The sequence below is a fragment of the Streptomyces sp. SLBN-8D4 genome (assembly GCF_049739545.1).
Lineage (GTDB): Bacteria > Actinomycetota > Actinomycetes > Streptomycetales > Streptomycetaceae > Streptomyces > Streptomyces canus_C.
The window spans coordinates 4,822,924-4,845,963 of the sequence record NZ_JBMGQC010000001.1 but is presented as its reverse complement, the minus strand read 5'-3'; the positions used below and the strand labels follow the sequence as shown (position 1 = coordinate 4,845,963).

At 70.3% G+C, this 23,040-nt stretch carries 21 protein-coding genes and 1 pseudogene; 11 read left to right on the top strand and 11 right to left on the bottom strand.

Going from position 1 to position 23,040, the window contains the following annotated elements; translation table 11 throughout:
• The first annotated feature begins 136 nt into the window (after positions 1 to 136).
• On the top strand, positions 137 to 1,117 hold the full coding sequence (locus tag RKD20_RS21875; RefSeq protein WP_424879211.1) for an NAD(P)H-quinone oxidoreductase: 981 nt from the start codon (positions 137 to 139) through the stop codon (positions 1,115 to 1,117).
• A gap of 36 nt (positions 1,118 to 1,153) precedes the next feature.
• On the opposite strand, the gene RKD20_RS21870 is transcribed toward RKD20_RS21875, so the two are convergent.
• Positions 1,154 to 1,900 carry a hypothetical protein gene (locus tag RKD20_RS21870; protein ID WP_424879210.1) on the bottom strand — a complete coding sequence of 249 codons (747 nt, stop codon included), beginning with the start codon at positions 1,898 to 1,900 and terminating at the stop codon, positions 1,154 to 1,156.
• Between the two features lie 136 nt (positions 1,901 to 2,036).
• Between RKD20_RS21870 and RKD20_RS21865 the strand changes: the two genes are divergently transcribed.
• Both RKD20_RS21865 and RKD20_RS21860 read left to right on the top strand, forming a co-directional pair.
• Positions 2,037 to 2,579, top strand: a complete 543-nt coding sequence (locus tag RKD20_RS21865; RefSeq protein WP_007383385.1) for a bacterial proteasome activator family protein — start codon at positions 2,037 to 2,039, stop codon at positions 2,577 to 2,579.
• Positions 2,580 to 2,954: 375 nt separating this feature from the next.
• Positions 2,955 to 4,523 carry a protein kinase domain-containing protein gene (locus RKD20_RS21860; RefSeq protein ID WP_424879209.1) on the top strand — a complete coding sequence of 523 codons (1,569 nt, stop codon included), beginning with the start codon at positions 2,955 to 2,957 and terminating at the stop codon, positions 4,521 to 4,523.
• Between the two features lie 76 nt (positions 4,524 to 4,599).
• On the opposite strand, the gene RKD20_RS21855 is transcribed toward RKD20_RS21860, so the two are convergent.
• Positions 4,600 to 5,796, bottom strand: a complete 1,197-nt coding sequence (locus RKD20_RS21855; protein WP_424879208.1) for a phosphotransferase — start codon at positions 5,794 to 5,796, stop codon at positions 4,600 to 4,602.
• A 533-nt stretch (positions 5,797 to 6,329) separates the two neighbouring features.
• Here RKD20_RS21855 and pdhA point away from each other — a divergent pair.
• Genes pdhA through RKD20_RS21840 form a run of 3 tightly spaced genes read left to right on the top strand, consistent with a single transcriptional unit; the run spans position 6,330 to position 9,935 of the window.
• On the top strand, positions 6,330 to 7,478 hold the full coding sequence (gene pdhA, locus RKD20_RS21850) for a pyruvate dehydrogenase (acetyl-transferring) E1 component subunit alpha (protein ID WP_424879207.1): 1,149 nt from the start codon (positions 6,330 to 6,332) through the stop codon (positions 7,476 to 7,478).
• Positions 7,479 to 7,480: 2 nt separating this feature from the next.
• Positions 7,481 to 8,461: an alpha-ketoacid dehydrogenase subunit beta gene (locus RKD20_RS21845; protein WP_424879206.1), complete on the top strand. Its 981-nt coding sequence runs from the start codon at positions 7,481 to 7,483 to the stop codon at positions 8,459 to 8,461.
• Between the two features lie 10 nt (positions 8,462 to 8,471).
• Positions 8,472 to 9,935 carry a dihydrolipoamide acetyltransferase family protein gene (locus RKD20_RS21840; protein ID WP_424879205.1) on the top strand — a complete coding sequence of 488 codons (1,464 nt, stop codon included), beginning with the start codon at positions 8,472 to 8,474 and terminating at the stop codon, positions 9,933 to 9,935.
• Between the two features lie 124 nt (positions 9,936 to 10,059).
• On the opposite strand, the gene RKD20_RS21835 is transcribed toward RKD20_RS21840, so the two are convergent.
• Positions 10,060 to 10,896, bottom strand: a complete 837-nt coding sequence (locus tag RKD20_RS21835; protein ID WP_424883285.1) for a D-alanyl-D-alanine carboxypeptidase family protein — start codon at positions 10,894 to 10,896, stop codon at positions 10,060 to 10,062.
• 278 nt (positions 10,897 to 11,174) lie between these two features.
• Between RKD20_RS21835 and RKD20_RS21830 the strand changes: the two genes are divergently transcribed.
• Together RKD20_RS21830 and RKD20_RS21825 are read left to right on the top strand one after the other, a co-directional pair.
• The gene (locus RKD20_RS21830; RefSeq protein ID WP_424879204.1) at positions 11,175 to 11,825 is read left to right on the top strand and encodes a GntR family transcriptional regulator; all 651 of its coding nucleotides are present in this window, start codon (positions 11,175 to 11,177) and stop codon (positions 11,823 to 11,825) included.
• A complete protein-coding gene (locus RKD20_RS21825) occupies positions 11,822 to 13,117 on the top strand; it encodes an MFS transporter (RefSeq protein ID WP_424879203.1) in 1,296 nt (431 codons plus the stop codon). Before RKD20_RS21830 ends, RKD20_RS21825 begins: the two co-directional genes overlap by 4 nt.
• 79 nt (positions 13,118 to 13,196) lie before the next feature.
• Here the strand turns inward: RKD20_RS21825 and RKD20_RS21820 are convergent, their stop codons facing one another.
• Positions 13,197 to 14,021: a maleylpyruvate isomerase family mycothiol-dependent enzyme gene (locus RKD20_RS21820; protein ID WP_424879202.1), complete on the bottom strand. Its 825-nt coding sequence runs from the start codon at positions 14,019 to 14,021 to the stop codon at positions 13,197 to 13,199.
• 182 nt (positions 14,022 to 14,203) lie between these two features.
• Here RKD20_RS21820 and RKD20_RS21815 point away from each other — a divergent pair, with 182 nt between their 5' ends.
• Positions 14,204 to 14,977 carry a carbon-nitrogen family hydrolase gene (locus RKD20_RS21815; protein WP_424879201.1) on the top strand — a complete coding sequence of 258 codons (774 nt, stop codon included), beginning with the start codon at positions 14,204 to 14,206 and terminating at the stop codon, positions 14,975 to 14,977.
• A 38-nt stretch (positions 14,978 to 15,015) separates the two neighbouring features.
• Here RKD20_RS21815 and RKD20_RS21810 read toward each other — a convergent pair whose 3' ends face one another.
• Positions 15,016 to 15,513, bottom strand: a complete 498-nt coding sequence (locus tag RKD20_RS21810) for an LURP-one-related/scramblase family protein (RefSeq protein WP_424879200.1) — start codon at positions 15,511 to 15,513, stop codon at positions 15,016 to 15,018.
• Positions 15,510 to 16,493, bottom strand: a complete 984-nt coding sequence (locus tag RKD20_RS21805) for a helix-turn-helix domain-containing protein (RefSeq protein ID WP_424879199.1) — start codon at positions 16,491 to 16,493, stop codon at positions 15,510 to 15,512. The genes RKD20_RS21810 and RKD20_RS21805 overlap by 4 nt, the downstream gene beginning before the upstream one ends.
• Positions 16,494 to 16,545: 52 nt before the next feature.
• Between RKD20_RS21805 and RKD20_RS21800 the strand changes: the two genes are divergently transcribed.
• Entirely contained in the window at positions 16,546 to 16,938 is a 393-nt protein-coding gene (locus tag RKD20_RS21800; RefSeq protein WP_424879198.1) for a cupin domain-containing protein, read from the top strand.
• Positions 16,939 to 16,967: 29 nt separating this feature from the next.
• Positions 16,968 to 17,844: pseudogene (locus tag RKD20_RS21795) on the top strand (redoxin domain-containing protein).
• 5 nt (positions 17,845 to 17,849) lie between these two features.
• Here the strand turns inward: RKD20_RS21795 and RKD20_RS21790 are convergent.
• The 5 genes from RKD20_RS21790 to RKD20_RS21770 form a co-directional block, all read right to left on the bottom strand.
• Positions 17,850 to 18,008 carry a hypothetical protein gene (locus tag RKD20_RS21790; RefSeq protein WP_020119422.1) on the bottom strand — a complete coding sequence of 53 codons (159 nt, stop codon included), beginning with the start codon at positions 18,006 to 18,008 and terminating at the stop codon, positions 17,850 to 17,852.
• A 34-nt stretch (positions 18,009 to 18,042) separates the two neighbouring features.
• Positions 18,043 to 19,239 carry a glycosyltransferase gene (locus RKD20_RS21785; RefSeq protein WP_424879197.1) on the bottom strand — a complete coding sequence of 399 codons (1,197 nt, stop codon included), beginning with the start codon at positions 19,237 to 19,239 and terminating at the stop codon, positions 18,043 to 18,045.
• 184 nt (positions 19,240 to 19,423) lie between these two features.
• A complete protein-coding gene (locus tag RKD20_RS21780; RefSeq protein WP_020119420.1) occupies positions 19,424 to 19,663 on the bottom strand; it encodes a DUF6458 family protein in 240 nt (79 codons plus the stop codon).
• A gap of 68 nt (positions 19,664 to 19,731) precedes the next feature.
• Positions 19,732 to 21,027, bottom strand: a complete 1,296-nt coding sequence (locus RKD20_RS21775) for a M18 family aminopeptidase (RefSeq protein ID WP_424879196.1) — start codon at positions 21,025 to 21,027, stop codon at positions 19,732 to 19,734.
• Between the two features lie 87 nt (positions 21,028 to 21,114).
• Positions 21,115 to 22,941 carry an acyl-CoA dehydrogenase gene (locus RKD20_RS21770; RefSeq protein ID WP_424879195.1) on the bottom strand — a complete coding sequence of 609 codons (1,827 nt, stop codon included), beginning with the start codon at positions 22,939 to 22,941 and terminating at the stop codon, positions 21,115 to 21,117.
• Between the last annotated feature and the right edge of the window lie 99 nt (positions 22,942 to 23,040).

Genomic DNA, 23,040 nt, shown 5'->3' with positions numbered 1-23,040 from the left:
CTTCCGCGTACTTGGGCTACGCATGGGGAGACCTTTACCGTCGCGCGAACTCATCGGTGGCGCACGCGGATTTTCGGGCCGGGTGCCATCCGGGGGCCCAGGGCCGGGTGGTCGGGCGGGGAGTAGCGTCGGGCCCATGCATGCGATCACGATTCCCGAACCCGGTGGACCCGAGGCGCTGGTCTGGAGCGAGGTGCCGGATGCCGTGGCCGGCGAGGGCGAGGTCCTGGTCGAGGTGGTGGCCAGTGCCGTCAACCGCGCCGACATCCTGCAACGCCAGGGCTTCTACAACCCCCCGCCCGGCGCCTCCCCCTACCCCGGCCTGGAGTGCTCGGGGCGCATCGCCGAGATCGGCCCCGGTGTCTCCGGCTGGTCCGTCGGCGACGAGGTGTGCGCGCTGCTCGCGGGCGGCGGATACGCCGAGAAGGTCGCCGTACCGGCCGGACAGCTGCTGCCGGTGCCCAAGGGTCTCGACGTGAAGCGGGCGGCCGCGCTGCCCGAGGTGGTCTGCACCGTCTGGTCGAACGTCTTCATGGTCGCCCACCTGCGCCCCGGCGAGACCCTGCTGGTGCACGGCGGTTCCAGCGGCATCGGCACGATGGCGATCCAGCTCGCGAAGGCCGTGGGCGCCAAGGTCGCGGTGACCGCGGGCACGCCTCAGAAGCTGGAGCGCTGTGCCGAGCTCGGCGCGGACATCCTGATCAACTACCGGGAACAGGACTTCGTCGAGGAGGTCGGGAAGGCCACCGACGGGGCGGGCGCCGACGTCATCCTCGACAACATGGGCGCGAAGTACCTCGACCGCAACGTCAATGCCCTCGCCGTCAACGGACGGCTCGCGATCATCGGCATGCAGGGCGGTGTCAAGGGCGAGCTGAACATCGCCACGCTGCTGGGCAAGCGCGCCGCGATCAGCGCCACCTCGCTGCGGGCACGGCCGCCGGCCGAGAAGGCGGCGATCGTGGCGGCCGTACGCGAGCATGTGTGGCCCCTGCTGGACGCCGGGCACATCCGTCCCGTCGTCGACCGCGAGCTCCCGATGAGCGATGCGGCGGCCGCGCACCGGGTCGTCGAGGAGAGCGGCCACATCGGCAAGGTCCTGCTGGTCACGCAGTAGGCGTACGGCCCTGCCCGCGCCGTACCCGCAGCGCCTCTATCCGCGCCGCACCCGCAGCGCGTAGAGGCCGAGCCCGAGTCCCAGTCCGACCAGGACCAGCCCGGTGCCGAGCGGCAGGATGAACACCTTGGGCCCGGCCACCGGCCGCTGCGCGGGGCGTGACGGCCGCGCCACGGCGGTCTGCGGGGGCGGCTCCGACACGGCGGTGAGGTCATCGTCCCCGGAGTCGGTCCCCGCGGAGGCCGTCCCGTCGGCGTCCGCGTCCTCCGTCACCGGCTCCTCCGGCCGGCCCGGCCGCTCGCGGCCCTCACCCGCGCGGCTCCCGGCACGGGAGGGAGCGGCGGCCGAGGGGGAGGGCGCGAGGGAGGCCGAGGGCGAGGCGCGCTCCGGACCGTGGCCGCGCGAAAGACCCGGGGGACCGGCGGATGCCGACGCGGGGTGCCGCGGACCGTGAGCCGGCGTCGGGATGCCGGAGGGGGAGGCCGAGACGCCCGGCGCGGTGTGCGACGGGAGCACGGTGGCGTACGGCCGGGCGGTCTTCCGCAGGCTCTGGTGGGCCGATGCCGAGTCCGGCGACCGCGTGGCGGACACGGAGGCCGACGTGCTCGTCCTGCCATGCGGGGATCCCTGAAGGGGCACCGAGTCCGCCGCCCGTCGGGCGGGCGCGGCGGCCGGGACGAGAGGCGTGAGTTCGGCGCCGTACGCGCGGTCGGTCTGCGGCACGGCGGTCACGCTCGCGCCCACCAGGATCGCCAGTACCGTCGCGCGCAGCCAGGGAGTCACGGGACAAGACTGGCATCGCGGAAGGATACCGGCATTCCGGGTGACGCCATGGGGGCGATCCGTGCCGGGAGCGGTGTATCAGCACACAGTGGGGGCGCCCCGGTGGTGAGGTGTACGGGTGCGAGAGAATGGCGGCATGGAGATGCCGAGGAACGAAGGTTCGCCGGAAAGCCCCCAGATCCTGGTCGTGGGCCAGGACGGGATGGCGCTGGGCGGCGGGGGTGACGACGACTCCCGCGAGGTCCCGGTCACGGAGATGGTCGAGCAGCCCGCGAAGGTGATGCGGATCGGCAGCATGATCAAGCAGCTGCTCGAAGAGGTGCGCGCGGCTCCTCTCGACGAGGCCAGCCGGGCCCGGCTCAAGGAGATCCACGCCAGCTCGGTGAAGGAGCTGGAGGACGGTCTGGCCCCCGAGCTGGTGGAGGAGCTGGAGCGGCTGTCCCTGCCCTTCAATGAGGAGTCGACCCCGAGCGACGCGGAACTGCGCATCGCCCAGGCCCAGTTGGTGGGCTGGCTGGAGGGCCTCTTCCACGGGATCCAGACCACCCTGTTCGCCCAGCAGATGGCCGCGCGGGCCCAGCTGGAGCAGATGCGCCGCGCCCTCCCGCCCGGTGTCGGCGGACAGGAGGACGGCATCGACCCCCGCGCGGGCGGCCGCTCGGGCGGACCGTACCTGTAACTCCCCGACCAGGAAGGGCCCGGCAGCCGACGCTGCCGGGCCCTTCGTGTCGCCGAGGGAAAGTCGATGGTGGGAAACGTTCGTTCGGGTTCTTCTTCGTGAGTTTGGCCACGGCGTCCTGTCCGGTGGCCCTTCGGAGGCGGTGCCCGTTCCGTGACCGTAAGAGAAAGAAAGGTCGTGCGGGCGTTACAGCTGCTCTACGGCCGGTACACAGAATTTGCACGCCGAGACGTAGTACAGGTTTGATGGCCGGTCCGTCTCGGGCCGGTCCCCGGGCTCATCCCGGACCGGCGGCTTGCGCGAAGGCTGTAGCGTGGCCGACGGAGACCGTAACAACACCGCGCGCACCGCGGGCAGAAACGACGGCGAGGACCGATGGCACAGCAGCAGCGCGCTCAGGGCCCGTCCGACCCCGAGGCGACTGGCGGCGGAATGTCAGATGCGCCGGAGCTGTGGGGTAACGGCGGACTGGTGGGGGACGGCCGGTACCGGCTGACCCGCAGACTCGGTCGGGGCGGTATGGCCGAGGTGTTCGCGGCCGAGGACGTACGGCTCGGGCGCACCGTGGCGGTCAAACTGCTGCGCGCCGACCTCGCCGAGGACCCGACCTCCAAGGCCCGCTTCACGCGTGAGGCCCAGTCCGTGGCCGGCCTCAACCACCACGCGATCGTCGCCGTGTACGACTCCGGCGAGGACTTCGTCGGCGGTCAGTCCGTGCCGTACATCGTCATGGAGATCGTCGAGGGACGGACGATCCGGGACCTGCTGCTCAACGCCGAGGCGCCCGGGCCCGAGCAGGCCCTGATCATCGTCTCCGGGGTCCTTGAGGCGCTCGCCTACTCGCACCAGCACGGCATCGTGCACCGCGACATCAAGCCCGCCAACGTGATCATCACGCACAACGGCGCGGTCAAGGTGATGGACTTCGGCATCGCCCGCGCCCTGCACGGCGCGTCCACGACGATGACGCAGACCGGCATGGTCATGGGCACCCCGCAGTACCTCTCCCCGGAGCAGGCCCTCGGCAAGGCCGTCGACCACCGCTCCGACCTGTACGCCACGGGTTGTCTGCTGTACGAACTCCTCGCGCTCAGGCCGCCGTTCACCGGCGAGACCCCGCTCTCCGTCGTCTACCAGCACGTCCAGGACATCCCGACCCCTCCCTCGCAGGTCTCCAACGCCGTCCCGCCGGAGCTCGACGGCCTGGTCATGCGCTCGCTCGCCAAGGAGCCGGACGACCGCTTCCAGACGGCCGAGGAGATGCGCGGGCTCGTCCAGTACGGGCTCCAGATGCTGTACGACCAGGGCGGCCACACCGGCACCTGGAACACCGGCCCGGTGACGGCGCACGACGGCCGCGGCACGCCCGCCGCGGGCTTCGCGAGCACCAGTGTGCTGGCGCACCCCGGCGCCGCCTCCGGCACCACCCAGATCCCGCAGCAGATCCTGCCCTCCGGTTACGGCGGCGGGGACGAGGGCGGCTTCGAGGGACACGGCAACCGGGGCAGCGGCCGCGGCAAGCTGTGGATCCTCGCCGTCCTCGCGGTGATCGCCGTCGCGGCGGGCGTCGCCCTGGCGCTCAACAACGGTGGTGGAGGCGGCGGCGGTGGCGGCACCGGCAACTCCGTGTCGCCGACCACCTCGAAGACCACCGACGACCAGACGCCAAGCGAGACGCCGAGCGACGAGGCGACGAGCCAGGAGACCGACACCTCGACGGACGACAGCGGCAGCTCGGGCGGCTCCGGCTACACGCCGTCCTACACGCCGTCGTACACGCCCTCCTACACGCCTTCGCCCTCGGCGACGCAGCCGTCCGAGACGGCGACGCAGCCGTCCGACACGCCGGAGCCCACGGACACGGCGCCGCCCACGGACACGGCGGAGCCGACCGGCGGCGGTCTCGTAGGAGGCCCGGGCGGTGGCGACGGAGGCGACTCCTAGACCGACCGCGACGCCTCACGCGCGCGTGGCCCCGGAAACGGGCGCCACGCGCGCGTGCCGTTTCCGGGGCCCCGCGTCAGCCCGCGAACGCGTCGCACACCGCGTCGTACTCCCGTGTCCACCACACCACCAGCGCCGAGGCCGCCGGGAACTGGGGGTCCGCGCGGGTGTCGCCGCGCTCGTAGTGCCAGCGCAGCATCCAGAAGTCGTTGAGACGCTCCCACCACACGCGGTGCACGGCCGCCGCGAGTTCCGAGGGCGTGGCTCCCGCCGTACGCCGGTACGCGCGCGCGTAGGCCCGCACCTTCGGCAGGTCGAGCGTCCCCGCGGGCCGGACGAAGAAGATCGCGGCGGCGCGTACGGCCTCCTCGGCGCGGGGCTTCACGCCGAGCCGGTCCCAGTCGACGATCGCGGCGGGGGCGTCGCCCCGGTAGAGCAGGTTGAACGGGTGGAAGTCCCCGTGCACCCACCCCACCGGTCCGCTGTGCGGTGGCCGGCGCCCCACATGCTGTTCGAGCAGGGCCCGCCGCTCCAGCAGCCGGTGCCGTGCCAGCTCGTCGAAGGAGTCGGCGGGCCGGTGCCGGCGCACGCGCGCCAGGAGGTCGTCGATGAGGGCGAAGGTGGTGGCGGGGTCGGCACCGGCGTCGACGGGACCCGTGTCGACGGAACCCGCGTCGGAGTCCGCGACCTCGGTGGCCGGGTGACCGGCGTGCGGCTCTTCCGCGCGGACGCCGGCGGCCCGAGCGCGGGCATGGCACAGCGGTAGTGGGGTGCGGTGGTGCGGCGCGGTGGCCGGGGCGCCCGCGTCGCCTCGTACGCCCCCGTCTGCCCGCGCACTCTGCTCCGTCCCCGCACGCCCCTGCAGCGGCATGACCCGCTCCAGACTCGCGTGCACCATGCCCAGCAGTGCCCCGAGGCGGCCGCACTGGGCGGCGGTGAGCTGGGAGCCGTGGCGGTGGCGGCCCTCGATCCAGGGGTGGAGGGCGTAGGCGTGGCCCCCGACGACCGCGACCGTGCGGCCGTCCCGGGCGGGGAAGGGCGGGGCCACCGGGACACCCAGGGCGGCCAGGCGCTGGGTGGCGCGGTGCTGGCGGGCGATCGCCTCGGGGGCTGCCGTCTCGGGGTCGAAGTGGTGCTTGAGGAAGTAGCGCCCACGGGTCGTGCGGAGTCGGTAGCCGCGGTTGAGGAGACCTTGGTCGACGGGATCGCAGGCGAGGGCGGAGCCCGCGGCGTACTGGCGGAGGAGGGCGCCCAGCGGGGGCGCGTGAGGCATGAGGGGTGGTACAGGAGAGCGCGGCACGCGCCAGATGCTAGGGCACGACACAGGGCTGTGAGCTGGGCGTTGTCACAGGACGTCACAGATCGACACAGGGGGTCGGGCTCGGTCTGCTTCGGTCACGGGACGCCCTCCAGGAGGCTTTCCCCGCCGGACGATCTCATGTGGTCGAGGAGAAAAACCCTGATTTCTCCTTCTGGGCGCGGCCGGGAAGTCAGACACGGAAACTCTTCCGGTGACCTGGGTAGACGGGATAACGTGCCGTTGCTCCGGCCTCCTGCAAGGCTGTGACCAGCGCCGCTTCCACCCTTTCCCGATTTACTTGGAAATCCAAGCAAAATCGCAGGTCAAAGGGGGTTTCACAGAAATGTGACGCACTGGGTAACGTGATTCTTGCAGGGCGCTCGCCGGGGCACCTGTCACGCCTGTTCCGGCCGAGTGGCACCCACCCCGTGCACGGGGGTCGGGAACAGGTGAGCCGCACTGGTACACCCGGCAACCCCGGGGGCCGGACCGACGGAGGAGCACACGTGACCGTGGAGAGCACTGCCGCGCGCAAGCCGCGACGCAGCGCCGGGACGAGGAAGTCCCCGAGCACCAAGCCCGAACTGGTTCAGCTGCTGACGCCCGAGGGCAAGCGCGTCAAGGACGCCACGTACGACAAGTACGTCGCCGACATCACCCCCGAAGAGCTCCGCGGCCTCTACCGCGACATGGTGCTCACCCGCCGCTTCGACGCCGAGGCCACCTCCCTCCAGCGCCAGGGCGAACTGGGCCTGTGGGCCTCGCTGCTCGGCCAGGAGGCCGCCCAGATCGGCTCCGGCAGGGCCCTGCGCGACGACGACTACGTCTTCCCCACCTACCGCGAGCACGGCGTGGCCTGGTGCCGCGGGGTCGACCCGACCAACCTGCTCGGCATGTTCCGCGGGGTGAACAACGGCGGCTGGGACCCGAACAGCAACAACTTCCACCTCTACACCATCGTCATCGGCTCCCAGACGCTGCACGCCACGGGCTACGCGATGGGCATCGCCAAGGACGGCGCCGACTCCGCGGTCATCGCCTACTTCGGCGACGGCGCCTCCAGCCAGGGCGACGTGGCTGAATCGTTCACCTTCTCCGCGGTCTACAACGCCCCGGTCGTGTTCTTCTGCCAGAACAACCAGTGGGCCATCTCCGAGCCGACCGAGAAGCAGACCCGCGTCCCGCTCTACCAGCGCGCGCAGGGCTTCGGCTTCCCCGGCGTACGGGTCGACGGCAACGACGTGCTCGCGTCGCTGGCCGTCACCAAGTGGGCGCTGGAGCGGGCCCGCGCGGGCGAGGGGCCGACGCTCGTCGAGGCGTACACCTACCGGATGGGCGCCCACACCACCTCCGACGACCCGAGCAAGTACCGGGCCGACGAGGAGCGCGAGGCGTGGGAGGCGAAGGACCCGATCCTGCGCCTTCGCCGGTATTTGGAGGCCGCAAACCACGCGGACGAGGGATTCTTCGCGGAACTGGAGACCGAGTCCGAGGCGTTGGGCAGGCGAGTGCGTGAGGCGGTCCGTGCGATGCCGGACCCGGACCGTTTCGCCATCTTCGAGCACGCGTATGCGGACGGGCATGCGCTGGTCGACGAGGAGCGGGCCGGTTTCGCCGCCTACCAGGCGTCGTTCGCGGATGGGGAAGGGGCCTGATCATGGCAGTGGAAAAGATGGCTCTCGCCAAGGCGATCAACGAATCGCTCCGGCGCGCCCTGGACACCGACCCCAAGGTCCTCGTCATGGGCGAGGACGTCGGCAAGCTCGGCGGCGTCTTCCGGGTGACCGACGGACTGCAGAAGGACTTCGGCGAGGACCGGGTCATCGACACCCCGCTCGCGGAGTCCGGCATCGTTGGCACGGCGATCGGCCTGGCCCTGCGCGGCTACCGGCCGGTGGTGGAGATCCAGTTCGACGGATTCGTGTTCCCGGCCTACGACCAGATCGTCACGCAGCTGGCGAAGATGCACGCGCGGTCGCTGGGCAAGGTCAAGATGCCGGTGGTCGTGCGGATCCCCTACGGCGGCGGCATCGGCGCGGTGGAGCACCACTCGGAGTCCCCGGAGTCGCTGTTCGCGCACGTGGCGGGGTTGAAGGTGGTCTCGCCGTCGAACGCGTCGGACGCGTACTGGATGATGCAGCAGGCCATCCAGAGCGACGACCCGGTGATCTTCTTCGAGCCCAAGCGGCGCTACTGGGACAAGGGCGAGGTCAACACCGAGGCGATCCCCGGCCCGCTGCACAAGGCGCGGACGGTCCGTGAGGGCACCGATCTGACGCTGGTCGCCTACGGCCCGATGGTCAAGCTGTGCCAGGAGGTCGCGAACGCGGCCGCCGAGGAGGGCAAGAACCTGGAGGTGCTGGACCTGCGCTCGGTCTCGCCGCTGGACTTCGACGCCATCCAGGCCTCGGTGGAGAAGACGCGGCGGGTGGTGGTGGTGCACGAGGCGCCGGTGTTCTTCGGCTCCGGCGCGGAGATCGCGGCCCGGATCACCGAGCGGTGTTTCTACCACCTGGAGGCGCCCGTGCTGCGGGTCGGCGGCTACCACGCCCCCTACCCGCCGGCGCGCCTGGAGGAGGAGTACCTGCCGAGTCTGGACCGGGTACTGGATGCCGTCGACCGCTCGCTGGCGTACTGAGGAGAGGGCCGTGACGACGATGACGGATGCGTCCGTACGCGAGTTCAAGATGCCTGATGTGGGCGAGGGTCTGACCGAGGCCGAGATCCTCAAGTGGTACGTCCAGGTCGGCGACACGGTCACCGACGGGCAGGTGGTGTGCGAGGTGGAGACGGCCAAGGCGGCCGTCGAACTGCCCATCCCCTACGACGGGGTGGTGCGCGACCTGCGCTTCCCCGAGGGCACCACGGTCGACGTGGGCACGTCGATCATCGCGATCGACGTGAGCGGCAAGGCGCCCGCGGAGGCGCCGGCCGAGGCTCCCGAAGCCCCCGCGGCCGCCGCCACCGCCGCTGACACCGCCCCTGAGAAGAAGCCGGAGGGCCGCCAGCCGGTCCTGGTCGGCTACGGCGTGGCCGCCTCCTCCACCAAGCGGCGTCCCCGCAAGGGGCCCGAGGTGCCGGTCCAGCAGGCGTCGGTGTCGATCCAGACCGAGCTGAACGGCCACGGGCCGGCCCCCGCGGACCCGGCGCCCACCGCGCCGGCCGTCCTCGCGGCCGCCGCCGGGCAGTCCCGCCCACTGGCCAAGCCCCCCGTCCGCAAGCTGGCCAAGGACCTGGGCGTCGACCTCACCACGGTGATCCCGTCCGGCCCGGACGGCATCATCACCCGCGAGGACGTCCACGCGGCGGTCACCGCGACCGAGACGCCGGTGCCCGCGCCCGTGGTGCCCCAGGCCCAGGCTCAGGCCCCAGTCACCGTCCCGGCTGCGCCCGCCGCCTCCTACGACGCGGCCCGCGAGACCCGTATCCCCGTCAAGGGCGTCCGCAAGGCCACCGCCCAGGCGATGGTCGGCTCGGCCTTCACCGCCCCGCACGTCACCGAGTTCGTGACGGTGGACGTCACCCGGACCCTCAAGCTCGTCGAGGACCTCAAGCAGGACAAGGACTTCACGGGCCTGCGGGTCAATCCGCTCCTGCTGATCGCCAAGGCCCTCCTGGTCGCCATCAAGCGCAACCCGGACATCAACGCCTCCTGGGACGAGACGAACCAGGAGATCGTCCTCAAGCACTACGTCAACCTCGGCATCGCCGCGGCCACCCCGCGCGGCCTGATCGTCCCGAACGTCAAGGACGCCCACGCCAAGACGCTGCCCCAACTCGCCCAGGAGCTGGGCGAACTGGTGACCACCGCCAAGGAAGGCCGCACCAGCCCCACCGCCATGCAGGGCGGCACGGTCACCATCACCAACGTCGGCGTCTTCGGCGTTGACACCGGCACCCCCATCCTGCCGCCAGGCGAATCCGCGATCCTCGCCGTCGGCGCGATCAAGCTCCAGCCCTGGGTCCACAAGGGCAAGGTCAAGCCCCGCCAGGTCACCACCCTGGCGCTGAGCTTCGACCACCGGCTGATCGACGGGGAGTTGGGCTCCAAGGCCCTCGCCGACGTGGCGGCGATCCTGGAACAGCCGAAGAAACTGATCACCTGGGCGTGACCCCGCGCGGTGGACCAGTCGTCCCGCACTGAAGGGACGGCCGCACGCTCTGTGTGCGGCCGTCCCTTCATGACGAAGGGGCCCGCCGGTGGTGCCGTGGCAGGCCCCTTCTGAGGTGCGGAGATCAGCCGATCGTCGCGAAGCCGTAGGTGAGGAGCTTCTTCGCGTCCGCCTCGCGCTGGGCGATCGAGGTGGAGGCGAGGACCGTGCCGATGACGGTCTTGCCGTTGCGGGTGGCGGCGAAGACGAGGCAGTACTTGGCCTCGGGGCCGGAGCCGGTCTTCACGCCGATGGTGCCGCTGTAGCTGCTGAGCAGGCCGTTGGTGTTGGTCCACGCCGCCATCGTGCGGGTGGAGCCCGTCTTGGTGATGGTCTTCGCCGTGTACTTCTTCGTCTTCACGACCGTGCGGAACGTGGAGTTCTTCATCGCGCTGCTGGCGATCTTCGTCAGGTCGCGCGGAGTCGAGTAGTTGTTGCCGTTGCCGATGCCGTCGAACGAGTCGAACTTCGTGTTCCGCAGGCCGAGGTCCGTGGCGGCCTTGTTCATCTTGCTGATGAACGACTTCACGCGTGCGGCACGCGTCGAGCCGGTGCCGTAGGTGTCGGCGAGCGCGTACGCGGCGTCGCAGCCCGAGGGCAGCATCAGGCCGTACAGCAGCTGACGGACGGTGACCTTGTCGCCGACGATGAGGTGGGCCTGCGAGGCGTTGTTCGCGACGACGTAGTCGCTGTACGCCTTCTGGATCGTGACCTTCTTGTCCAGGTTCAGGTTCGACTGCGCGAGCACGACCTTCGCGGTCATGATCTTGGTGGTGGAGCCCGTGGAACGCTTGGTGTCCGCCGCCTTGGTGTACAGCGTCTTCGCGGTGGCGTTGTTCATGACGTAGCCGCCCTTGGCCACGATCGAGGGCGCGGTGGCGGCCTGCGCGGGCGCGGCGGCCAGGGCGCCGGTCGCGAGCATGGCGCCCGCGGTGATGCTGACCGCGGTGGCTCTGCGGATACGGCTGCCCTTGGTGCCGGTGATGGCGGTAATCAACTGAAATACCCCGATTATGTTGAATGCCCCTGAGGTGCGGCCGAGTTGAGGGGGAGAAAGGGGGCCGCACGCATGAGACACGTATGTAGCACGAATGGTTGTGGGGTGAAGCGGCCGGGGGTGCCTTCTGTGACACCGTTGGTACACAGGTCCGCATGTTGGACGCATGCTCCATGCGTACGTGTTGTATCTATGCTGTCGGCATGAGTCTGGCCGTGAAACAGCCTCCCGCCGCCGACCGCGTCTACGCCCACGTCAAGCAGGCTGTCCTGGACCGCCGTTACGAGGGCGGGACCCTGCTCACCGAGGGCGAGCTCGCCGAGGCCGTCGGGGTTTCCCGCACTCCCGTTCGAGAAGCGCTGCTCCGCCTTGAGGTCGAGGGGCTGATCAAGCTTTACCCGAAAAAGGGGGCGCTGGTCCTGCCCGTCTCCGCCCAGGAGATCGCCGACGTCGTCGAGACCCGCCAGCTCGTCGAGGGACACGCCGCCCGCAAGGCCGTACCCGCGTCGCCCCGGCTCATCGCGCGCCTGGAGGAACTGCTCGCGCGGCAGAAGGAGCAGGCCGCCGCCGGGGACCTGGCCGGCGCCGCCGTCACCGACCGCTGTTTCCACGCCGAGATCGTGCGCAGCGGCGGCAACGAGATTCTGAACCGGCTCTACGACCAGCTCCGCGACCGCCAGCTCAGGATGGGCGTCGCCGTCATGCACGCCCACCCGGACCGCATCACCAAGACCCTCGTCGAGCACGAGCAGATCCTCCGGGCACTGCGCTCCGGCGACGCGGAGGCGGTCGTAGGCCTGATTCACGGGCATGTCGAGTGGTTCTCCCACCTCGCCCGGGGTGAGGTCCGATGAACAGGTCCGCTCTTCCGGGTGACCCTCCGGGCGGCAGGCGCGCGATGGCCGTGTGGGGCATCGGCGTCTCCGTCTACTTCGTCGCGGTCATCTTCCGCACGTCCCTCGGGGTCGCCGGCCTGGATGCGGCCGACCGCTTCCATGTGAACGCCTCGGCCCTGTCGACCTTCTCGATCCTCCAGCTCCTCGTCTACGCCGGCATGCAGATACCCGTCGGGCTGCTCGTCGACCGGCTCGGCACCAAGAAGGTGCTGACGCTCGGCGTGGTGCTCTTCACGGCGGGGCAGCTCGGCTTCGCGTTCTCACCGTCGTACGGCACCGCTCTCGCCTCCCGCGCCCTGCTCGGCTGCGGCGACGCGATGACCTTCATCAGCGTGCTGCGCCTCGGCAGCCGCTGGTTCCCGGCCCGGCGGGGACCGCTGGTCGCGCAGCTCGCCGGACTCGCCGGCATGGCGGGCAACCTGGTCTCCACCCTGGTGCTGGCCCGGCTGCTGCACGGCATCGGCTGGACGCCCGCGTTCGCGGGCAGCTCGCTCGCGGGCGTCGTGGTGCTGGTGCTGCTGCTCCTCTTCCTCAAGGACCACCCCGAGGGGCACGAACCGGAGCCGTTCCCGCACCGGGGCGCGGCCTATGTACGGCGGCAGATCGCCGCGTCCTGGCGGGAGCCCGGCACCCGGCTCGGGCTGTGGGTGCACTTCACGACCCAGTTCCCGGCGATGGTGTTCCTGCTGCTGTGGGGCCTGCCGTTCCTCGTCGAGGCGCAGGGACTGTCCCGGGCGGTGGCGGGCGAACTGCTCACGCTCGTCGTGCTGTCCAACATGGTCGTCGGCCTGGTCTACGGCCAGGTCGTCGCCCGGCACCACGGGGCGCGGCTGCCGCTCGCGCTCGGGACCGTGGGGGCGACGGCGCTGCTGTGGGCGGCCACGCTGGTCTACCCCGGCGAGCGGGCGCCGATGTGGCTGCTGGTCGTGCTGTGCGTGGTGCTCGGCTCGTGCGGTCCCGCGTCGATGCTCGGCTTCGACTTCGCGCGGCCGGCCAACCCGCCCGAGCGGCAGGGCACCGCGTCCGGCATCACCAACATGGGCGGGTTCGTCGCGTCGATGACCACCCTGTTCGCCGTCGGTGTGCTCCTGGACGCGACCGACGACAACTACAGCGTCGCCTTCTCCTCCGTCTTCGTGCTCCAGGCGCTCGGCGTCAGCCAGATCCTGCGGCTGCGCGGGCGGGCGGCCCGGCGGGAGCGCGAGCGGCTGGTGGCGAGCCGGGTGGAGACGGTCCACGTGCCCGCCTGAACACGTGTCAGCGGACCTGGACGAGCGCGCGGCAGGCGGGCCGGCCGAGAGCGGGAACGGTCCCGGCCGCACCCGTCCGCTAGCGCGTCACCGTGAAGTTCCGCAGGATCGCCGACGTCAGTTCCGGGTCGCCCTCCGCCTTCACCCGGTCCGCCGCCGCCTCCACGCTCACGCGGCCGCAGGCCAGGCGGACGTAGGTCTCCCAGTCGAGGCTGAGGGCGGCGGCCGGGCCGAGCGCGGGCGCGGTCTCCAGAGTGCCGCGCCCCTGGATGTCGACGCGGATGGTGCGCAGGAACTCGACGGGCCCGTGGACGTCGAACACGATCGCCGAACTGCGGGGCGCGTCCGCCTTGACGGCCACTATGTCGGGGAGCGCGTCGAGCAGGACGTCACGGGCGATGTGCGCGCCGGGGGAGTCGAGGTTGCCGGGCCGGCCGAGAGCGGTACGCAGGTCCTGCTCGTGCACCCAGACGTTGAAGGCGTGCTGACGCATGGCATCCGCGAGGGTCAGCTCGGTGCCGAGCGGGCCGCGTACCTTCGTGCCGGGGTCGCGGGACTCGTTGCGCAGCTGGCGGTTGCGGCGGATGACGACGTACTCCAGCTCGGAGGTCATCTCCGGTGCCGTGTGGTGGCGGCGGACGTCGACCTGCATCTCCATGTACCGCTGGGACTCGTTGGTGACGTGGTAGAGGTCGCGCGGCAGTGAGTGGATGGGGCGCGGGTCGCCCAGCATCTCGCAGTCCAGGCCGATGACATGGGACACCACGTCCCGCACCGACCAGCCCGGGCACGGGGTCCGGCGGTTCCACTCTCCCTCCACGAGGGGGGTCACCAGCTCGGATATCGCTTCGATGGAGTGGGTCCAGGCGTCGGCGTAGGGCTGGAGGGTGGGATGCAGACTCACGGAACGGGACCCCTCGGCGGTCGGAGCACGGGCTGGTGATGGCGGCGTTGCCAGTGGAGGTGGTGGCTGTCGGCGGGTGTCTTGGAACGCTAAGTTACGCTGCTGTGAGGCACCCCGGCAGTGCTTTCGTGTGACGATCGTAGGCCCGTAAGGGACGGCCCGAATGCCAGGACGGTGGTAGTGTGCGCGCCTCTCTGATCCAGATCGCCGTGGATGAGGACGAATCGGTCGAAACGCGTCGCCTTCGCGTGGCGTCACTGGTACGCGAACAGGCCGGAGCCGACCTCGTCGTGCTGCCCGAGCTGTGGACCACCGGGGCGTTCGCCTTCGAGGAGTTCGCCGGCCAGGCCGAACCACTGGAAGGGCCGACCCACGAGGTCATGGCGAAGGCCGCGAGCGACGCGGGCGTCTGGCTGCACGCGGGCTCGATCCCCGAGCGGACCCCGGACGGCACCCTCTACAACACCTCCCTCCTCTTCTCCCCCTCCGGCGAACGCGCCGCCTCCTACCGCAAGATCCACCGCTTCGGCTTCGACAAGGGCGAGGCCGTCCTGATGGGCCGGGGCGAGGACCTGGTGACGGTCCGTCTGCCCGAGACGACCCTCGGCGTCGCCACCTGCTACGACCTCCGTTTCCCCGAACTCTTCCGCGGTCTCGTCGACGCGGGCGCCGAGACCCTGGTGATCCCGGCGGGCTGGCCGGAGCGCCGCCGGGAGCACTGGACGCTGCTGGCCCGGGCACGGGCGGTCGAGAACCAGGCGTTCGTGCTCGCTTGTGGAACGGCCGGGACGCACGCGCGAGTTCCACAGGCCGGTCACTCGATCGTGGTGGATCCATGGGGCCAGGTCCTCGCGGAGGCGGGCGCCGCCGAGGAGGTCCTCACCGTGGAGTTCGACCCCGGGAAGGTGGCCGTGACCAGGGAACAGTTCCCGGCCCTGAAGGACCGGGTGCTCTGAATCCCCCGTCGCCGCGTCAGCCGCCCCCGCCCGCCGCGTCAGTCGTCCTCCCGCTCCTTCTCCGCGAGGTGGATCACGCACACCGCCACCGCGATGAGCAGCGCCGGGTCCGCGTCGTCCCGGACGATGTCGACGCCGTAGGTCTCCCGGACGTGCAGCCAGCGCCGCGAGACCACCGCGAGCAGCTCACCGTCGTACTCGACGGCGAACTCCCGGTCGAGGATCTTGCCGCTGACGTCGAGTTCGGTGCTGCCGTCGGCGAGGGCCACCCGGTAGTGGTTGCGCAGCAGCGACAGGCGTTTCTTCTTGATCGTCGCCAGCGGCTCGCCGTCCCGCTCGATCACCATCGTGTCGCGCAGCGCGAACATCTTCTGGTGGATGTCGATCAGGACCCGCCCCTGGGTGTCCTTCAGCTCGAAGGTGTCCCGGACCCGCATGGCCTTGCCGTCGACGAGGAAGACCTTGTTGCCCCGGTCGTCCTCGATCCAGTAGTCGTCACCGATGCCGAGCAGCCGGTCGCGTACGAGGAATCTCATGCCGTTACCGCTTCCCCGGCGCCGGTCCCGAAACGCCGCCGATAGGCCGACGGGCTGAGTCCCGTCTCGCGCCGCACGCGCGAGCGAAGGTTCGCGGCCGTCCCCAGACCGCTCCTCGCGGCCACCACGTCCAGCCGCTCCTCCCCGCGCTCGATGAGCCGGCACGCGAGCGCCACCCGCTCTCCCGTCAGCCAGGCCAGCGGGGTCGTCCCGAGCTGCGCCTGGAAACGGCGGTGCAGGGTCGCGGGGGAGACGGCCGCGCGGGCCGCCAGGGCGGCGACGGTCAGCGGCTCCCCCAGCCGCTCCTGCGCCCACGCGAGCAGCGGGCCCAGCGACTCGTCCCGTACGTCGGGCACGGGCCGCTCCACGAACTGCCGCTGGCCGCCGTCGCGGTGGGCGGCGAAGACCAGTCTGCGGGAGACGTGGTTGGCGATCTCGGCGCCGTGGTCCCGTCGCACGAGGTGCAGCCCCAGGTCGAGCGCCGAGGCGCTGCCGGACGCGGTGAGGACGTCGCCGTCGTCGACGAAGAGGACGTCGGGTTCGAGCCGGACGCGCGGGAAGCGGGCCCGGAACGAGTCGGCCCACATCCAGTGACAGGACGCCCGCCGCCCCTCCAGCAACCCGGCCTCCGCCAGGGTGAAGGCGCCCGAGCAGAAGCCGACGAGCCGGGCGCCACGCGCGTGTGCCCGTCGTACGGCATCCAGCACGCGGGGCGAGCGCGGGGTGTCGGTGTCGGGCCGGTTCGGCACGATGAGCGTGTCCGCCTCGTCCGCCGCCTCCAGCCCCGCGACACCGGTGAGTGTGAAGAAGCCGTCCCGCATACGGGTGTTCGGCTCGGCGGCGCACAGGGTGAAGTCGTACAGCTCCCGCCCCAGTTCCGGCCGCCGCAGTCCGAAGATCTCGATGGCGCAGCTCATCTCGAACGGATTCGAGTTCTCGTCCACCACCAGGACGACACGATGAGAGGATTCTTGCGGCATGTGCGATTCCTAGCACTCGTACGCCGCCGGGGCCATCCCGCACGATGACGCCATGGCAACCGAACCCGTCTCCCTGCCCGCCGCCCTCGCGTCCTTCACCGAGCAGTGGAGCCCCCGCATCGTCACCGCCGTCAACGACTACGACGTCCGCGTCACGCACGTCGAGGGCGAGCATCTGTGGCACGTGCACGCCGACACCGACGAGTTCTTCCTGGTCCTCGACGGCGAACTGCACATCTCGCTGCGCGAACCGGCCGGCGAGCGCACGGTAGTCCTGCCGAAGTCCTCCGTCTTCACCGTCCCGCGAGGCGTCGAGCACAAGCCGTACGCCCCCGTCCCCACCGACATCCTCCTCCTCGAACCGACCGGCACCTCCACGGTCGGCGACCGCCACGAGGAGGTCCCCGACCACGTGGACGTGACGACGGGTCACGCGCTGGGGTGACTGTCGGTGCCGGGTGGCACTCTTGATCCATGAGCGGTTCCGCACCCCGTCGCGTCCGTGTCCGAGCCCCCGAGCTGATCGGCGAGGGCGGCTGGCTGAACACGGACGGGAAGCAGTACACCCTCGCCGACCTGCGGGGTCGCATCGTCATCCTCGAGTTCTGGACCTTTTGTTGTGTGAACTGCCTGCACGTCCTCGACGAGCTCAGAGAGCTGGAGGAGAAGCACTGCGACACCGTCGTGGTGATCGGGGTGCACTCGCCGAAGTTCGCGCACGAGGCGGAGCACGCGGCGGTGGCGGACGCCGTCGAGCGGTACGGCGTCGGGCATCCCGTCCTCGACGACCCGGAGCTCGCGACCTGGAAGCAGTACGCGGTCCGTGCCTGGCCGACGCTCGTGGTGATCGACCCGGAGGGGTATGTGGTCGCGCAGCATGCCGGTGAGGGGCATGTGCGTCGAGTCGGCCCGGCACCGGCTGACCCGGCTCAGGCTGCCCGAGGAGGCCGTACGCGTCGAGTCGACGGCCCACCGCACCCGGCGCGCGGCCACCGAAGTGGCTCCGGGCAGGCTTCGGTTGGACGTGGTCTTCCAGGCCCCGGCGGGCCAGAAGCCGGACACCGGATACGGCCCCTCGACCCGCCTCCTGGTCTCCGCCACCCCGCCCGAACTGCTGAAAGACGGCGAGGGTGCGGGAACAGAGCTGTTCCGCACCCTCGACCTGAACCCCGCGATCGAGCAGGGCGTCCTGCACATCTCGGCCATGGCCGCGTCCTGCGACGACGACCCGGCGAACGAGTACCCGGCCTGTCACGTCCACCAGCAGGACTGGGGAGTCCCGGTCCGTCTGACACCGTCGGGGACGGACCGGCTTCCACTGATCCTCGCCGGGATGGACGAGAGCTCGTAGGACCCCTACCGCCTGCGCGGAACCAACTTGAACAGCGCCACCCCCGCCGCCACCAAGGTCGTGGCGGTCACCAGCATCGCCATGCTGTTCAGCCACAAACCGGTCGCGGCCAGCGTGGCGCCTCCGGCACCGGTCGTGCCGGCACCGATCACTCTTCCGTACATGCGCTTTTCTCCTATGAGGGGTACATACCGAGGGTCACGTCGCCACCCACTTCTCCTCGCTGCGGCGCAACAGGCCCCACAGCGAGGTGAAGTAGACGGCGTGCTGGAAAAGGTCGTAGAGCATCTCCGGCACCATGAGCGCCGCCACCAGAACGGCACGTGGTCCCGCCCGGCGCACGGAGACCGTCTTCTCGACCACGAAGACGAGCCCGATCGCGGTCCAGAAGGGGGAGAAGCCGGGCCAGCCGTACAGGGTGGTGTAGGTGACCATGTAGGTCAGGTAGACCAGGAAGGACAGCGCGCCGAAGCCCATGAGGAACTGCTGCACGAAGTAGCGGGCGGTGACGCGGGTCCAGCCGTAGTCGCGCAGGTTCTCCAGGGCTCCGCGCTGCCAGCGCAGCCGTTGGTGCCACAGCTTGCCCAGGGTGGGCATGACCTCGGTGGTGACCGCGCAGCCGGCCGGGGACATGGCCCGGTAGCCGAGGGTCTTGACCGCCTTGGTCATCTCGTCGTCCTCGGTGAGCGAGGCGAGACTGTAGTAGGCGTGGCCGCCGCCGATCAGTCCGTCGCGGCGGGCGACGCGCACCTCGCGCAGGACGCGGGCGCGGAACATGGTGCCGGTGCCTGTGAGGACCTGGGCCTTGCCGCCGGTGCGCTCCAGTTCCCAGGCGTAGCGGTGGAACTCCATGCGCTGGAGCAGTCCGAGCAGTCCGCCGCCGTCCTCGCCGTAGAAGACCCCGCCGACGGCACCGACCTTGCGGTTGAAGGTGCCCATCGCCGTCTCGCTGAACGAGGGGTTGAGCACGGTGTCGGCGTCCTGGACCAGCAGCAGGTCGCGGTCCTCGAGATGGGGCAGCACCCAGGCGATGGCCTGATTGAGGGCGCCGGCCTTCTTGTGCGTGTTGCCCTCGGTGGCGAAGACCCGGGCGCCGTGCGCGACGGCGATCTCGGCGGTGGCGTCGGTGCAGTTGTCGGCGACCACCACGATCAGGTCGGGGCGCCGGGTCTGCCGCCACAGGCCCTGGATCGCGTCGGCGATGCGGTCCTGTTCGTTGTGGGCCGGTATCAGCGCCACCAGGCGCAGCGGGAGGTCGAGTTCGTCGGGGGCGGCGTGGGCGCGGCGAGCGGCGTGCCGGTGGGGGCGCGCTGATCTCGGATCGGGCGCCACGACGGTTGTCGTGGGGTGGAGCACGGGGAGCCCCCGGGTGTGCTGGTGGTTCACGCCCGGCACTGCAGACCCCCCGGGCTCTCAAGGATCCCGAGTTTTCACTATTTCCACACAAGCGGACAAGACAACTGTGATCACGGAATGCTCACAGTTGTCTCTGGACGCCCTGTGCGTCCGTCGTCCCGCTCGATGTCCCTTACGCGCTGTATTCGTCCGCGCGCCAAATCTGTCCATACGCCGTATCCGTCTACACGCCGTATCCGTCGGAGTATCCGTCCCGGCGCTCCTCCACGACCGTCGACGTGGTGGGCGGTACCACCACACGCCGACGCCGGGCGATGCTGCTGAACGTCGTCACGCCGATCAGTCCCACGATCATCAGGATCACACCGACCAGGTCGAGGTTGACCCCCTGCATGTGCCAGTCGGTGGCGAACGTGAGGATTGCTCCCACGGCGATGAGGATGATGCACCCGCCGAGGCCCATGAGTGTCGCCTCCCTGTCCGGTCCGGTAGTTCCGGCCCGGACCTCCGGGTACCCCCACTTCGCGCGAACTACCCCTCCAGGAACGCGACCAGAGCGTTCGCCAGCAGATGCGGGTCGTCCGCGCCGCACAACTCCCGCACGCTGTGCATCGACAGGATCGCCACGCCGATGTCGACGGTCTTGATGCCGTGCCGGGCCGCGGTGATCGGGCCGATGGTCGTGCCGCAGGGCATGGAGTTGTTGGACACGAAGGACTGGAAGGGCACGTCCGCCCGCTCACAGGCGGCGGCCCACACGGCACGGCCCGAACCGTCCGTGGCGTAGCGGTTGTTGACGTTGACCTTCAGGATCGGGCCGCCGTTGACCCGCGGGTGGTGCGTCGGATCGTGCCGCTCCGCGTAGTTGGGGTGCACGGCGTGCCCGGTGTCGGAGGACAGACAGACCGTCCCCGCGAAGGCCCGCGCCCGGTCCTCGTACGACCCGCCGCGCGCGAACACCGACCGCTCCAGGACCCCGCCGAGCAGCGGCCCGTCCGCGCCGGTGTCCGACTGCGAGCCGTTCTCCTCGTGGTCGAAGGCGGCGAGCACGGGGATGGACGACGGCTCCGAGCCGCTCGACACCGCGGCCAGGGCGGCCACCCCCGCGTGCACGGACAGCAGGTTGTCCATTCGCGGGCCGGCCACCAGCTCCTTGTCCCGGCCCAGGTAGGAGGGCGCCTCCACGGAGTGCGTCATCAGGTCCCAGCCGGTCACCTCGCCCGCGCCGAGGCCCAGTTCCTCGGCCAGGAAGGCGATCAGGTCGCCGTCGCGCACGTCGTTGCCGAGGCCCCAGACGGGCTGCAGGTGGCGCTGCTTGTCGAGCTTGAGCCCGTCCGACGACACCGCGCGGTCCAGGTGGATCGCGAGCTGGGGCACTCTCAGCAGCGGCCGGTCCACGTTCACCAGCCGTGTCGAACCGTCCCGCAGGGTCAGCCGGCCGGCCAGCCCCAGGTCACGGTCGAGCCAGGAGTTCATCAGGGGACCGCCGTAGATCTCCACGGCGACCTGGCGCCAGCCGTGCGCGCCGCTGTCCGGCTGCGGCTTGACCCGCAGGTTCGGGGAGTCCGTGTGCGCGCCGACGATGCGGTACGGCGTGTGGGGCGCCGTGCCCTCGGGGACGTACCAGGCGATGATCGCGCCGCCGCGCAGCACGTACTTGCCACCGCTCGACCCCTCCCAGGCGTCCGTCTCCGAGACCTGGCGGAAGCCTGCCTTCTCCAGCCGCTCGGCGGCGTTCGCCACGGCGTGGTACGGCGTGGGGCTCGCCGCCAGGAAGGTCATGAGGTCGTCGGTGTGGCCGCGGTCGAAGCGGTGGGGTGCGCTCATGGGGTTCACCTTAACGACGTACGAGAGCCCGCTCCGGCGATGGGAGCGGGCTCTCGTGAGGTGGGTGTGCAGCTGTACAGGTGTGTCCTAGAACGCGGCCTCGTCCAGCTCCATCAGGTCCAGCTCGACGCCCTCGGCGACCTTGCGGGCCAGGGTCACGCCGGGCAGGACGTTGGCCGCGAAGAACTTCGCGGCAGCGATCTTGCCGGTGTAGAACGCCTTGTCCTTGGCGGAGGCGGTCTCCAGCTTCTCGGCGGCGATCGCGGCGCCCTTGAGGAGCAGGTAGCCGACGACCACGTCACCCGAGGCCATCAGCAGGCGGGTGGTGTTCAGGCCCACCTTGTAGATGTTCTTGACGTCCTGCTCGGTGGCCGCGAGGTCGGTCAGCATCAGACCGACGATGGCCTCCAGCTCGACGGCCGCCTTGGCGAGGTGCTCGCGGGCGTCCGCGAGGTCCTCGCCGCCGGTGCCGAGGGCGAGGAACTTCTTGATGTCCTCGGCGAGCGAGTTCAGCGCGCTGCCCTGGTTGCGGACGATCTTCCGGAAGAAGAAGTCCTGGCCCTGGATCGCGGTGGTGCCCTCGTACAGGGTGTCGATCTTGGAGTCCCGGATGTACTGCTCGATCGGGTACTCCTGCAGGAAGCCGGAGCCGCCGAAGGTCTGCAGGGACTGGGCGAGCAGCTCGTAGGCCTTCTCGGAGCCGTAGCCCTTCACGATCGGCAGGAGCAGGTCGTTGAGGGCGTTCTCGACGGAGACGTCCTCGCCGTTCGCCTCCTTGACCTGGATCTCGTCCTGGACGGCCGCGGTGTACATCACCAGGGCGCGCATGCCCTCCGCGTACGCCTTCTGCGTCATCAGCGAGCGGCGTACGTCGGGGTGGTGGGTGATGGTGACCTTGGGCGCGGTCTTGTCCATGAAGTTGGCCAGGTCCGGACCCTGGACGCGCTCCTTGGCGTACTCCAGCGCGTTGAGGTAGCCGGTGGAGAGCGTGGAGATCGCCTTCGTGCCGACCATCATGCGGGCGAACTCGATGATGCGGAACATCTGGCGGATGCCGTCGTGCTTGTCGCCGATGAGCCAGCCCTTGGCGGGGTGGCGGTCGCCGAAGGTCATCTCGCAGGTGTTGGAGGCCTTCAGGCCCATCTTGTGCTCGACGTTGGTGGCGTACACGCCGTTGCGCTCGCCCAGCTCGCCGGTCTCGAAGTCGAACAGGTACTTGGGCACGAGGAAGAGGGACAGCCCCTTGGTGCCGGCACCGGCGCCTTCGGGCCGCGCGAGCACGTAGTGGAGGATGTTCTCCTCCATGTCGTGCTCACCGGACGTGATGAAGCGCTTGACGCCCTCGATGTGCCAGGAGCCGTCCTCCTGCTGGACCGCCTTGGTGCGGCCGGCGCCCACGTCCGAGCCGGCGTCCGGCTCGGTGAGGACCATGGTGGAGCCCCACTGCTTGTCCACGGCGATCTTCGCGATGTGCTTCTGGACGTCGTTGCCCTCGTCGAAGAGGATGCCCGCGAAGGCCGGGCCGGAGGAGTACATCCACACGGCCGGGTTGGCGCCGAGGATCAGCTCCGCGTAGGCCCAGATGAGGGAGCGGGGCGCGGTGGTGCCGCCGATCTCCTCGGGCAGGCCCAGCCGCCAGTACTCGGAGTCCATGAACGCCTTGTAGCTCTTCTTGAAGGACGCCGGGACCGGCGCGGTGTTCGTCTCGGGGTCGAAGACCGGCGGGTTGCGGTCGGCGTCCGCGAAGGACTCCGCCAGCTCGTTCTCCGAGAGGCGGGTCAGCTCCTCCAGGATGCTCTTCGCGGTGTCGACGTCCATCTCCGCGAAGGGCCCGGTGCCGTACAGCTTGTCGCGCCCGAGTACTTCGAAGAGGTTGAACTCGATGTCGCGCAGATTCGACTTGTAGTGCCCCATGGCGACGGCTCCGTTAAGAGTTCGGCGAGGCACTTGGTTCCTCGCGCTAGTTCACGTACCAACAAGTAGCTACGATGATGCTACCCGTCGGTAATAAGT

Excerpts from the sequence above, each read along its gene's own strand:
- RKD20_RS21860 (WP_424879209.1), top strand. The coding sequence starts at position 2,955 with ATGGCACAGCAGCAGCGCGCTCAGGGCCCGTCCGACCCCGAGGCGACT.
- RKD20_RS21835 (WP_424883285.1), bottom strand. The coding sequence starts at position 10,896 with ATGCTCGCGACCGGCGCCCTGGCCGCCGCGCCCGCGCAGGCCGCCACC.
- RKD20_RS21770 (WP_424879195.1), bottom strand. The coding sequence starts at position 22,941 with ATGGGGCACTACAAGTCGAATCTGCGCGACATCGAGTTCAACCTCTTC.
- RKD20_RS21800 (WP_424879198.1), top strand. The coding sequence starts at position 16,546 with ATGGCAACCGAACCCGTCTCCCTGCCCGCCGCCCTCGCGTCCTTCACC.
- RKD20_RS21825 (WP_424879203.1), top strand. The coding sequence starts at position 11,822 with ATGAACAGGTCCGCTCTTCCGGGTGACCCTCCGGGCGGCAGGCGCGCG.
- RKD20_RS21790 (WP_020119422.1), bottom strand. The coding sequence starts at position 18,008 with ATGTACGGAAGAGTGATCGGTGCCGGCACGACCGGTGCCGGAGGCGCC.
- RKD20_RS21780 (WP_020119420.1), bottom strand. The coding sequence starts at position 19,663 with ATGGGCCTCGGCGGGTGCATCATCCTCATCGCCGTGGGAGCAATCCTC.
- RKD20_RS21855 (WP_424879208.1), bottom strand. The coding sequence starts at position 5,796 with ATGCCTCACGCGCCCCCGCTGGGCGCCCTCCTCCGCCAGTACGCCGCG.
- RKD20_RS21810 (WP_424879200.1), bottom strand. The coding sequence starts at position 15,513 with ATGAGATTCCTCGTACGCGACCGGCTGCTCGGCATCGGTGACGACTAC.
- RKD20_RS21775 (WP_424879196.1), bottom strand. The coding sequence starts at position 21,027 with ATGAGCGCACCCCACCGCTTCGACCGCGGCCACACCGACGACCTCATG.
- RKD20_RS21845 (WP_424879206.1), top strand. The coding sequence starts at position 7,481 with ATGGCAGTGGAAAAGATGGCTCTCGCCAAGGCGATCAACGAATCGCTC.
- RKD20_RS21830 (WP_424879204.1), top strand. The coding sequence starts at position 11,175 with ATGAGTCTGGCCGTGAAACAGCCTCCCGCCGCCGACCGCGTCTACGCC.
- RKD20_RS21875 (WP_424879211.1), top strand. The coding sequence starts at position 137 with ATGCATGCGATCACGATTCCCGAACCCGGTGGACCCGAGGCGCTGGTC.
- RKD20_RS21865 (WP_007383385.1), top strand. The coding sequence starts at position 2,037 with ATGGAGATGCCGAGGAACGAAGGTTCGCCGGAAAGCCCCCAGATCCTG.
- RKD20_RS21805 (WP_424879199.1), bottom strand. The coding sequence starts at position 16,493 with ATGCCGCAAGAATCCTCTCATCGTGTCGTCCTGGTGGTGGACGAGAAC.